The organism is Ralstonia flatus, from assembly GCF_958439105.1.
GTDB classification, from domain to species: Bacteria; Pseudomonadota; Gammaproteobacteria; order Burkholderiales; family Burkholderiaceae; genus Ralstonia; species Ralstonia flatus.
The window spans coordinates 72,720-84,740 of the sequence record NZ_CAUDLI010000003.1 but is presented as its reverse complement, the minus strand read 5'-3'; the positions used below and the strand labels follow the sequence as shown (position 1 = coordinate 84,740).

Annotated in this window: 9 protein-coding genes; 8 read left to right on the top strand and 1 reads right to left on the bottom strand. The window is 63.4% G+C overall.

The window, feature by feature from the left end:
• Positions 1-4 precede the first annotated feature (4 nt).
• The 8 genes from ugpA (at position 5) to zapE (ending at position 10,983) form a co-directional block, all read left to right on the top strand.
• Positions 5-886 carry a sn-glycerol-3-phosphate ABC transporter permease UgpA gene (ugpA, locus tag R2676_RS07400; RefSeq protein WP_206275350.1) on the top strand — a complete coding sequence of 294 codons (882 nt, stop codon included), beginning with the start codon at positions 5-7 and terminating at the stop codon, positions 884-886.
• Between the two features lie 18 nt (positions 887-904).
• A complete protein-coding gene (gene ugpE, locus R2676_RS07395) occupies positions 905-1,753 on the top strand; it encodes a sn-glycerol-3-phosphate ABC transporter permease UgpE (protein WP_027677598.1) in 849 nt (282 codons plus the stop codon).
• Positions 1,754-1,763: 10 nt separating this feature from the next.
• A complete protein-coding gene (locus R2676_RS07390) occupies positions 1,764-2,861 on the top strand; it encodes a sn-glycerol-3-phosphate import ATP-binding protein UgpC (protein ID WP_206275349.1) in 1,098 nt (365 codons plus the stop codon).
• Entirely contained in the window at positions 2,858-3,610 is a 753-nt protein-coding gene (gene ugpQ / locus R2676_RS07385) for a glycerophosphodiester phosphodiesterase (RefSeq protein WP_206275348.1), read from the top strand. Before R2676_RS07390 ends, ugpQ begins: the two co-directional genes overlap by 4 nt.
• Positions 3,611-3,901: 291 nt before the next feature.
• A complete protein-coding gene (locus R2676_RS07380; protein WP_027677595.1) occupies positions 3,902-6,766 on the top strand; it encodes a 2-oxoglutarate dehydrogenase E1 component in 2,865 nt (954 codons plus the stop codon).
• Positions 6,767-6,900: 134 nt separating this feature from the next.
• Positions 6,901-8,160 carry a 2-oxoglutarate dehydrogenase complex dihydrolipoyllysine-residue succinyltransferase gene (odhB, locus tag R2676_RS07375; protein ID WP_206275347.1) on the top strand — a complete coding sequence of 420 codons (1,260 nt, stop codon included), beginning with the start codon at positions 6,901-6,903 and terminating at the stop codon, positions 8,158-8,160.
• A gap of 187 nt (positions 8,161-8,347) precedes the next feature.
• Positions 8,348-9,784: a dihydrolipoyl dehydrogenase gene (lpdA, locus tag R2676_RS07370; protein WP_027677593.1), complete on the top strand. Its 1,437-nt coding sequence runs from the start codon at positions 8,348-8,350 to the stop codon at positions 9,782-9,784.
• Positions 9,785-9,885: 101 nt separating this feature from the next.
• Positions 9,886-10,983: a cell division protein ZapE gene (zapE, locus tag R2676_RS07365; protein ID WP_206275345.1), complete on the top strand. Its 1,098-nt coding sequence runs from the start codon at positions 9,886-9,888 to the stop codon at positions 10,981-10,983.
• A 27-nt stretch (positions 10,984-11,010) separates the two neighbouring features.
• Here the strand turns inward: zapE and R2676_RS07360 are convergent, their stop codons facing one another.
• Positions 11,011-11,853 (bottom strand): 2-phosphosulfolactate phosphatase, encoded by an 843-nt coding sequence (locus R2676_RS07360; protein ID WP_206275344.1) that lies wholly within the window; start codon positions 11,851-11,853, stop codon positions 11,011-11,013.
• Positions 11,854-12,021 lie beyond the last annotated feature (168 nt).

The window sequence follows — 12,021 nt, the reverse complement described above, 5'->3', positions numbered from 1 at the left end:
TCGCATGGAAAAACGCGTCGTTTTCCGATCGCGCTGGCTGCCGTATGTGCTGGTGGCCCCGCAGATCGTCATCACTCTGGTGTTCTTCTTCTGGCCGGCGGGGCAGGCGCTGTATCAGTCGCTGCTGCGCCAGGATGCTTTCGGCATCAACCTCGAATTCGTGGGTCTGGAGAACTTTCACGACCTCTTTGCCGATCCGACCTATCTCGGCTCGTTCAAGACCACCGCGGTATTCGCCATTGGCGTCGCCTTGGTTGGCCTCGGCACTTCGTTGGCGCTGGCGTACTTTGCCGATCGCGCGCTGCGTGGCGCCACGTTCTACAAGACCCTGCTGATCTGGCCGTACGCCATTGCGCCGGCCGTGGCAGGCGTGCTGTGGAGCTTCCTCTTCAACCCCTCGCTGGGCATCGTCTCGTTCGTGATCCGCAAGTTGGGCGTGGACTGGAACTTCGTGCTCAACGGCGGGCAGGCGCTGACGCTGGTGGTCATCATCGCGGCCTGGAAACAGATCAGCTACAACTTCCTCTTCTTCCTCGCGGGGCTGCAAAGCATTCCGAAGTCGCTGATCGAAGCGGCGGCCATTGACGGCGCCGGGCCGTGGAAGCGCTTCTGGTCGATCGTGTTCCCGCTGCTGTCGCCCACCACGTTTTTCCTGATGGTGGTGAACGTCGTGTACGCGTTCTTCGATACCTTCGCCATCATCGATTCGGTCACGCAGGGCGGGCCGTTCAAAGCGACGGAGACGCTCGTGTTCAAGGTCTACCAAGACGGCGTGCGCGGTCTCGATATCGGTGGATCGGCGGCGCAGTCGGTGATCCTCATGGGCCTGGTGATCGTGCTGACGATCATTCAGTTCCGCTACGTCGAACGCAAAGTCCAATACTGAAAGGAGGGCAGACGCACCATGATTGAACGCCGTCCGTTCCTGGACTTCCTCACCCACGTCGTGCTGATTCTCGGTGTGATCGTCGTGGCGTTTCCGGTGTACGTCGTGTTCGTCGCGTCGTCGTTGACGGCCGAAGACGTGCTGCAGGCGCCCATGACGCTGATCCCCGGTCCGCACCTCATCGAAAACTACCGCACGGTGCTCACGTCGGGCATGGGCAACTCGGCCACGCCTGTCGGCACCATGCTCATGAACAGCCTGATCATGGCGCTGGGCATCTCGCTCGGGAAGATCGCGATCTCCATCATCTCGGCCTTCGCGATCGTCTATTTCAAGTTCCCGCTGCGCAAGACGTTCTTCTGGCTCATCTTCGTCACGCTGATGCTGCCGGTGGAAGTGCGGATCCTGCCCACGTACAAGGTCGTGTCGGATCTTGGCATGCTGAACAGCTATGCGGGCCTGACGATTCCGATCATCGCGTCGGCCACGGCAACGTTCCTGTTCCGGCAGTTCTTCCTGACGATTCCCGATGAACTGGCGGAAGCAGCGCGCATCGATGGCGCGGGGCCGCTCAAGTTCTTCTGGGATGTGGTGCTGCCGCTTTCGCGCACCAGCATCGCGGCACTGTTCGTGATCCAGTTCATCTATGGTTGGAACCAGTACCTCTGGCCGTTGCTGATCACGACGGAAAAGAACATGACCCCCATCGTGCTGGGCGTGACGCAAATGATCTCGCGCTCCGGCGATTCCGCCACCGACTGGAACCTGCTGATGGCCACCGTGATGCTGGCCATGCTGCCGCCCGCGGCAATCGTGATCGGCATGCAGCGGTGGTTCGTGAAGGGCCTCGTCGAAACCGAAAAGTAAAAGAAGCAAGATGGCAAAACTTTCGCTACGCAACGTCCAGAAGCACTACGCCCACCTCCAGGTCGTGCACGGCATCGACATGGAAATCGGCGACGGGGAGTTCATCGTCATCGTCGGCCCCTCGGGCTGCGGCAAGTCCACGCTGCTGCGCATGGTGGCGGGCCTCGAGCCCATCACCGGCGGCGAAGTCTGGATTGGCGACCGCGTCGTCAACGACCTCGAACCGGCCGAGCGCGATATCGCGATGGTGTTCCAGAACTACGCGCTGTATCCGCACATGAGCGTGTTCGACAACATGGCCTACGGCCTGAAGATTCGCGGTTTGCGCAAGGCCGATATTCAAGCGCGTGTGGAGCAGGCCGCGGGCATTCTCGAACTCGGCAAGCTGCTGGATCGCAAGCCGCGCCAGCTGTCGGGCGGGCAACGCCAGCGTGTGGCCATGGGCCGCGCGATCGTGCGTGAGCCGGCCGTGTTCCTGTTCGACGAACCGCTCTCCAACCTTGACGCCAAGCTGCGCGTGCAGATGCGCCTGGAGTTGAAGGATCTGCATCGCCGTTTGCGCACGACCAGCCTGTATGTCACGCACGATCAGGTCGAGGCGATGACGCTGGCCGATCGCATGATGGTGCTCAACGGTGGCCGGGTCGAGCAGATCGGCACACCGCTTGAGGTGTACTCGCGTCCGGCCAGCACGTTCGTGGCCGGTTTCATCGGCTCGCCGCCGATGAACCTCGTGCCCGTGTCGCGCAACGCCGGTGGCGACACGCAGATCCGGGTGGATGGCGCGAAGCAGGGCGATGCGGCCGCCACGCTCGGCCACTTGCCGATGGGGCTGCACCTGCCTGAGCGCGCGCTGATGGGTTTGCGCCCCGAACACATCGAACCATGCTCGGCCGATCAGGCCATCGCCTTGATCGACGTACGCGTGGTCGAAGCACTCGGCGCGGACGCGTTTGCGTACGGCACGCTGGCCGGTCATCCGGTCGTGGTTCGTCTTGAGCCGCACGCCAGCGTCAAGGCTGGTGACAAGCTGCCGATCACCGCCTCGGCGGAGCACCTGCACTGGTTCGATCCGCAAACCACGCGCCGCATCGAGGCCCTGGCATGACCGGCGTGTGCGCCTTGCCGGCCTGGCCGTATCCGCGTGCCATCGCGCACCGCGGCGCGGGCAAGCTGGCGCCCGAGAACACGCTCGCGGCGTTCCGCCATGGCGCGTCCTTCGGCTACCGCATGTTCGAGTTCGACGTGAAGCTGTCCGGTGACGGTGCATCGGTCCTGTTGCACGACGCCACGCTGGATCGCACCACGAACGGCGTCGGCCGTCTCGATGCGCTCGCGCTCGGTCAGATCGCGCAACTCGATGCGGGCAGCTGGCACAGCCCGGCCTACGCCGGCGAGCCCGTGCCCACGCTGGCGGCCATCGCGCGCTACCTGCGCGCCAACGGTTTCCTCGCCAATATCGAGATCAAACCGGTGCCGGGCGCGGAGTGGCGCACCGGCGCGGCGGTCGCGCTGGACGCCCGCACGCTGTGGGCCGGCGCCGACGTGCCGCCGCTGCTGTCGTCATTTTCCGAAGATGCGCTGGCTGCGGCGCGCGAAGCTGTACCGGAATTGCCACGCGCGCTGCTGCTCGACAAGTTGCCGGCCGATTGGCTCGACCGCCTGCGCGCATTGGATTGTGTTGCGCTCGACGCCAACCATCGCGAACTGACGCCCGAAATCATTGACGAGGCACACGCTGCCGGCTTTCGCGTCTGCTGCTATACCGTCAACGATCTCGATCGCGCGCACCTGCTCTGGAATGCGGGGCTGGACGGCCTCATCACCGATTGGGTGGACCGTATCTCGCCCGCCTGAATGTGATGAAAGCATGGCTTTGACGTGGCATAACAAGGGTCGTTTGTCACGTCAAAGAATCAGAATATTGCTTATAAACATGCTATGCTTCCCCTCCGTGAAGACTTAGGTCCTTCCCGCACAACTTGTCTGTAAAAGCTGTCTCGGTACCTCCTTTCTGCCATGCGCGATCCGGTCCGACCAGGTGATTTCAGGCGATTTAGTTTGCGATCCGCTAACCGGTCAAGCCGTGTCGCGGAAGGTTGATGAACCCGCTGAACTCCGGCAGACCCGGAGAAAAGTGAGCGCCCCATGACAGAGCTGTATAAGCAGTACCTGGACACTTCGTACCTGTCCGGCGGTAACGCCGCCTACGTTGAAGATCAGTACGAAGCGTATCTTCAAGATCCCACGTCCGTTAGCGAGGCACTGCGCGCGTACTTCGATGCGCTGCAGAACGTCCCCGCCGTCGACGGTTCCAACGCCCGGGATATCCCCCACGCCCCCATCGTCACCTCGTTCGCCGAGCGCGCCAAGCATGGCCCGATCCGCACGATCGTCGCGTCTGCCGATTCCGATATGGGTCGCAAGCGCGTGGCGGCGACGCAGCTGGTGGCTGCCTACCGCAATGTGGGCCTGCGTTGGGCCGATCTTGACCCGCTCAAGCGTCAGGAGCGCCCGCCGGTTCCGGATCTGGACCCGGCTTTCTACGGTTTCACCGAAGCCGATCAGGACATCGTTTTCAACGCCAGCAATACGTATTTCGGCAAGGAATCGATGAGCCTGCGCGAGCTGCTCAACAACCTGCGCGAAACGTACTGCGGTTCGATCGGCGCGGAATTCATGTACATCAGCGACCAGGCACAAAAGCGCTGGTGGCAAGAGCGCCTGGAAACCATTCGTTCCAAGCCGACGTTCTCGGCTGAAAAGAAGAAGCACATCCTCGAACGCCTGACGGCCGCTGAAGGCCTCGAGCGTTTCCTGCATACGAAGTACGTCGGTCAGAAGCGTTTCTCGCTGGAAGGCGGCGAAAGCTTCATCGCGGCGATGGACGAACTGATCCAGCACGCCGGCGCCAAGGGCGTGCAGGAAATCGTGATCGGCATGGCGCACCGCGGCCGTCTGAACGTGCTGGTGAACACGCTGGGCAAGATGCCGGCTGACCTGTTTGCTGAATTCGAAGGCAAGCACGTGGACGACCTGCCGGCAGGCGACGTGAAGTACCACAAGGGCTTCTCGAGCGACGTGACGACCCCGGGCGGCCCCGTCCACCTGTCGCTGGCGTTCAACCCGTCGCACCTGGAAATCGTCAACCCGGTCGTGGAAGGCTCGGTCAAGGCACGTCAGGAACGTCGCGGCGACAAGCACGGCGCGCAGGTGCTGGCTGTGCAGGTGCACGGCGATGCGGCCTTCGCAGGCCAGGGCGTCGTGATGGAAACGCTGAACCTTGCGCAAACGCGTGGTTACGGCACGGGCGGCACGATCCACATCGTCATCAACAACCAGATCGGTTTCACGACATCGGACCCGCGCGACTCGCGCTCGACGCTGTACTGTACCGACGTGGTCAAGATGATCGAAGCGCCGGTCCTGCACGTGAACGGCGACGATCCGGAAGCCGTCGTGCTGGCCATGCAACTGGCCGTGGACTTCCGTACCGAGTTCCAGAAGGACATCGCGGTCGACATCATCTGCTTCCGTAAGCTCGGCCACAACGAGCAAGACACGCCGGCGATGACGCAGCCGCTGATGTACAAGAAGATCGGCACGCACCCCGGCACGCGCAAGCTCTACGCCGACAAGCTGGTCACGCAAAACACGCTGAAGGCCGAAGAGCCGGACGCCCTGGTGCAGGAATTCCGCGCCGCGATGGACGCGGGCAAGCACACGGTCGACCCGGTGCTGTCGAACTTCAAGAACAAGTTTGCGGTGGATTGGCTGCCGTTCCTGAACCGCAAGTGGACGGATTCGGCCGACACGGCCGTGCCGATGGCCGAACTGAAGCGTCTGGCCGAGCGCATCACCGCCATCCCCGATCACTTCAAGCTGCACCCGCTGGTTGAGAACGTCGTCAACAACCGCGCCAAGATGGGCAAGGGCGAGCTGCCGCTGGACTGGGGCATGGGCGAGCACCTGGCCTTCGCATCGCTGGTGGCATCGGGTTACCCGGTGCGCATTACCGGCCAGGACGCAGGCCGCGGTACGTTCACGCACCGCCACGCCGTGCTGCACGACCAGAACCGCGAGCGTTGGGATGCCGGCAGCTACGTCCCGCTGCAGAACGTGTCGGAAAGCCAAGCGCCCTTCACGGTGATCGACTCGGTGCTGTCGGAAGAAGCCGTGATGGGCTTTGAGTACGGCTACTCGTCGGCTGAGCCGAACACCCTGGTGATCTGGGAAGCCCAGTTCGGCGACTTTGCCAACGGTGCGCAGGTCGTGATCGACCAGTTCATCTCTTCGGGCGAAGTGAAGTGGGGCCGCGCCTCGGGTCTCACGCTGATGCTGCCGCACGGCTACGAAGGCCAAGGTCCGGAGCACAGCTCGGCCCGCCTGGAGCGCTACCTGCAGCTCTGCGCAGACCACAATATGCAAGTGGTGCAGCCGACCACGCCGGCGCAGATCTTCCACCTGCTGCGTCGCCAGATGATCCGGATGTTCCGCAAGCCGCTGATCATCCTGACGCCGAAGTCGCTGCTGCGCAGCAAGGACGCTGTGTCGCCGCTGTCGGATCTGGCCAAGGGCCATTTCGAGACCGTGATCGCCGATACGGCCGAAGATCTGAACGCCGCGAAGGTCAAGCGCGTCGTGGCCTGCTCGGGCAAGGTCTACTACGACCTGGTCAACGCTCGCAAGGAACGCGGCCTGACCGACACGGCCATCATCCGCGTGGAACAGCTCTATCCGTTCCCGCACAAGGCGTTCGCAGCCGAGCTGAAGAAGTATCCGAACCTCGCTGAAGTGGTGTGGTGCCAGGACGAGCCGCAGAACCAGGGCGCCTGGTTCTTCGTGCAGCACTACATCCTGGAGAACATGACCGAGGGTCAGAAGCTGGGCTACGCAGGCCGCCCGGCATCGGCATCGCCGGCCGTGGGCTACTACGCGAAGCACAACGAGCAGCAGAAGGCGCTGATCGATGCCGCGTTTGGCAAGCTCAAGGGCTTCGTGCTGAACAAGTAAGCGACCTCTGCACCAGGGCGGCAGCTTCGGCTGTCGCCTTGACGCATCTCCGCTACCGAATTCCACCGTATATCGAATTAGCGCGGCTCCCGCACAAGAGGAGCACGCGCACATGAATCCAAGGAAGCACCGAAATGGCTATCGTTGAAGTCAAGGTCCCGCAGTTTTCCGAGTCCGTTGAAGAAGGCACGCTGATCTCCTGGAAGAAGAAGCCGGGTGAAGCCGTGGCCCAGGATGAAATCCTGATCGAAGTCGAGACCGACAAGGTCGTGCTGGAAGTGCCGGCCCCGTCGGCTGGCGTGCTGGCTGAAGTGCTGGTGGCGGACGGCGCAACCGTGACGTCGGAACAGCTGCTGGCCAAGATCGACACCGAAGGCAAGGCAGGCGCCGCTGCTCCGGCAGCTGCTGCGCCGGCTCCCGCAGCTGCTGCTCCGGCGCCGGCACTGGCTGCTGCCGCTCCGGCCGCCGCTGCAGCAGGTGGCGTGGCGATGCCGTCGGCCGCCAAGCTGATGGCTGAGAACAACCTGTCGGCTGGCCAAGTGGCCGGCACGGGCCGCGATGGTCGCATCACCAAGGGCGACGTGCTGGGTGCCGTGGCTGGTGGCGCCAAGCCGGCTGCTGCTGCCGCTCCGCAAGCCGCACGTCCTGCGCTGCAGCAAGTGGCTGCACCGGTGGACTTCGCCGCCCTGGGCGACCGTCCGGAAGAGCGCGTGCCGATGAGCCGCCTGCGTGCCCGTATCGCCGAGCGCCTGGTGCAGTCGCAATCGACGAACGCCATCCTCACCACCTTCAACGAAGTCAACATGAAGCCGGTGATGGACTTGCGCGCCAAGTTCAAGGACCAGTTCGAGAAGACCCACGGCGTGAAGCTGGGCTTCATGTCGTTCTTCGTGAAGGCGGCTGTCCACGCGCTGAAGAAGTACCCGGTCATCAACGCGTCGGTTGACGGCAACGACATCGTCTACCACGGCTACTTCGACATCGGTATCGCTGTCGGCTCGCCGCGCGGCCTGGTGGTGCCCATCCTGCGCAATGCCGACCAGATGAGCCTGGCCGATATCGAGAAGAAGATTGCTGAATTCGGCCAAAAGGCCAAGGACGGCAAGCTGACGCTGGACGACCTGACCGGCGGCACGTTCTCGATCTCGAACGGCGGCACGTTCGGCTCGATGCTGTCGACCCCGATCATCAACCCGCCGCAATCGGCCATCCTGGGCGTGCACGCTACCAAGGATCGCGCCGTGGTGGAAAACGGCCAAGTCGTGGTTCGCCCGATGAACTACCTGGCCATGTCTTACGACCACCGCATCATCGACGGCCGCGAAGCCGTGCTGGGCCTGGTGGCGATGAAGGAAGCGCTGGAAGACCCGGCCCGCCTGCTGCTGGATCTGTAAACCTGCCGACGGTCCTGCTGCGCGCTCCGGTCTTGGCCTTGCGATGTTGGCCGTACCCATGTACGGCTGCCGATTCTGGCAAATTCGTCAGGCCAACTTCGGGCCGCTCGCTACGGACCGTGAACAGGTTTAAACCGACTGTTGTCGTTCCTGCCTGAGCGGGAACGACGGACTAAAGGATTTCTCCATGAGCAAAGAATTTGACGTGCTGGTGATCGGCGCCGGCCCCGGCGGTTACATCGCCGCCATCCGCGCTGGTCAGCTGGGCCTGAACGTGGCCTGCTGCGAAGACAACCCCTACGACGATCCGAAGGGCGAGCCCCGCCTGGGCGGTACCTGCCTGAACGTCGGCTGCATTCCGTCGAAGGCGCTGCTGGCTTCGTCGGAAGAGTTCGAGAACGTGAACCACCACCTGGCCGACCACGGCATCACGGTGGATGGCGTCAAGGTCGACGTGGCCAAGATGCTCAAGCGCAAGGACGACATCGTCGGCAAGATGACGAAGGGCATCGAGTTCCTGTTCCGCAAGAACAAGGTGACGCTGCTCAAGGGCCACGGCAAGTTCGTCGGCAAGACCGACGCCGGCTATCAGGTCGAGATCGCAGGCAAGGCCGGCACGGAAGTCGTGACCGCCAAGCACGTGATCATCGCCACGGGCTCGAAGGCTCGCCATCTGCCGGGCGTGAAGGTCGACAACGTGACCATTGCTGACAACGAAGGCGCACTGAAGTTTGCCGAAGTGCCGAAGAAGCTGGGCGTGATCGGCGCTGGCGTGATCGGCCTGGAGCTGGGTTCGGTGTGGCGCCGTCTGGGTGCAGAAGTGACGATCCTCGAAGCGCTGCCGAGCTTCCTCGGTGCGGCTGACGAATCGGTTGCCAAGGAAGCCAACAAGCTGCTGACCAAGCAGGGCCTGAAGATCAACGTCGGCGTGAAGGTCGGCGAGATCGAATCGTCTGCCAAGGGCGTGAAGGTCAACTACACCGATGCTGCCGGCGCTGCGCAAGTGCTGGAGTGCGACAAGCTGATCGTGTCGATCGGCCGCGTGCCGAACACCGACAACCTGGGCCTGGAAGCGATCGGCCTGGCGGCGGATCAGCGTGGCTTTATCGAAGTGGACGAGCACTGCGCGACCAAGCTGCCGAACCTGTGGGCGATCGGTGACGTGGTGCGCGGCCCGATGCTGGCGCACAAGGCAGAAGACGAAGGCGTGGCCGTGGCCGAGCGCATCGTCGGCCAGAAGCCGCACATCGACTACAACTGCATTCCGTGGGTCATTTACACCTATCCGGAAATCGCATGGGTGGGCAAGACGGAGCAGCAACTCAAGGCTGAAGGCCGCGAGATCAAGGCTGGCCAGTTCCCGTTCCTGGCCAACGGCCGTGCGCTGGGCATGGGTGCATCCGACGGTTTCGTGAAGGTCATCGCCGATGCGAAGACCGATGAAATCCTGGGCGTGCACATCGTCGCAGCCAACGCCTCGGACCTGGTTGCCGAAGCCGTGGTGGCGATGGAGTTCAAGGCTGCAGCCGAAGACATCGGCCGTATCTGCCACCCGCACCCGTCGATGTCGGAAGTGATGCGCGAAGCTGCGTTGGCCGTCGACAAGCGTCAGCTCAATATGTAAATCGCAAGCCGCAAGGCAAGCACGATGCCCGGTGAATCCACAAGATTGCCGGGCATTGGTCCATTTGGGCCCGCAAACGGTGCCCCAAGCACATCAAGCAGATGAACGTCCAGGAAACCTACCTACAGGAACTGAAGGCGCGTGGCTATCAGCCTGACGAAGCGCAGCAACGCGCCGTCGACCGCCTGCAGCGATGCTACGACGAATGGGTCACCTACAAGGCCCGTCGTTCGAATGCACTTCGCAAGATGCTCGTGCGCCCCGATTTGCCGCGTGGCGTCTACATGTGGGGCGGGGTGGGGCGCGGCAAGTCGTTCTTGATGGATGCGTTCTATAGCTGCGTGCCGCTGGTGCGCAAGACGCGTCTGCACTTTCACGAGTTCATGCGCGAAGTGCATCGCCAGTTGGAAGAGCTGCGCGGGCGTGCCGATCCGCTGGACGAACTGGCCCGACGCATCGCCAAGCGCTACCGCCTGATCTGCTTTGACGAATTCCACGTCAGCGATGTTGCCGACGCAATGATCCTGCACCGCTTGCTCGATCAGCTCTTTGCCAACGGCGTGCAGTTTGTGATGACGTCCAACTATCGGCCCGACTTGCTGTATCCGGACGGCTTGCACCGCGAGCGCGTGCTGCCGGCCATTGCGCTGCTGCAGGAGAAGCTCGACGTCCTCAACGTCGACGCGGGCGTCGATTACCGCAAGCGTGCGATGGAGCAGGTGCAGGCCTACTACACGCCGCTGGGCGCGAAGGCCAACTCGGCGTTGCGCGATGCATTTACGGCGGTGGCCGGCGTGCCGGACGAGTCGCCGGTGCTGCGCATCGAGCATCGTGAGATTCGGGCAGCCCGTAAGGCCGGCGGTGTGGTGTGGTTTGACTTTGCCACGCTGTGCGGGGGGCCGCGCTCACAGAACGATTACCTGGAAATCGCCTCGCGCTTTCACACCGTCATCCTGGCCGATGTGCCGAAGATGACGCCGCGCATGGCGTCCGAAGCGCGCCGCTTCACATGGCTGATCGACGTGTTCTACGACCACAAGGTCAAGCTGCTGATGTCGGCGGAGGTGCCGGCAGACGAGCTGTACACCGAAGGCCAGATGGCCAACGAATTCCAGCGCACCGTGTCCCGCATCGTCGAGATGCAGTCGCGCGAGTACCTCGAGGCACCTCGCCGCGAGGTGGATACGTCGCTGACCTGATTTCGCCCGGCGCCGCGCCTCCGGGGCTCAGTGTGACGTCGGCGGCGGGTTGCGGTGCGACGGCGGTGCCTGCGATGTCCGCAGGGTTGCGCCAAAGAAGTCCTGCGGCAAGCGCTCGGTCTTGCGGTTGACGTTGCGGAACGCGCCTTCCACCAGCATGGGCGCGACATTGCTTACATCGGTTTGCGACGCCAGGGTCACGTCTTCGCTGAAGCCGCGTTCGCACAGCTCGCGGCCCGACACAGAATCGAGCAGCCACGCTTTCATCATGCCGGTCTGCGACGCCTCTCGATAGATCGCTCGGGCAGCGAGTGCTTCGGGCGACAGGGCTTGCGGCAGGAACCCCGCCACGGTTTCCGACAGGTGATGCACGATCGCGCCGGCCGCGAGCCAGTCTTCCAGTGCCGGGCGCAGGCTGCCGTCGGCCCAGCGTTCTCCTGAGGCCACCACGGCCACGCGCCGGCCCAGCCGCGAAGCGGCTTCTGCGACGGCGCGCGCGTTGCGCAGGCAACCCGCAAAGGTCGGTGTCGATCCGGTGGCCAGTGCCAGCGTTGCGCCATTCGGCGACGGCAGGACGAGGCTGCTGCCCATCGGCAATTCCCGCAGCGATGCCGGCGAGAGCGTATAGCCTGCCTGGCCGCGGTTGCAGCCCGCCAGCATGGCGCCGGCGCGGCGTGCGAAGGTCTCGGCGCTGGCGTCGCGCCATGGGTACGGATAGATACGTGCCCCGCGCGCTACGGCCACATCCACACAGGTGCAGAAAGAGAGCACGTCCACCACGATGACGGCGTCGCAATGCGGTGCCAGCGCGGACGCCCCGTGCTCGCCCCATTCGCAGTGGATGTTGTACAGGCTGAATTCGGTTGCCATGTCGCGCCCTCCTGTTGGCTGGTGCAGCTCTTCACTATAGGCGGCCTGTGTTTTTATGGGAAAGGCAGGCTGCTGCGAGTGCGCTGAGGGTCGCATGTCGCGTGTGTTCTTATTGCCGGTCGCTTGACGCGGGTCAAGGGCGGGCGATGGGATGCTGGCTAGCATCGT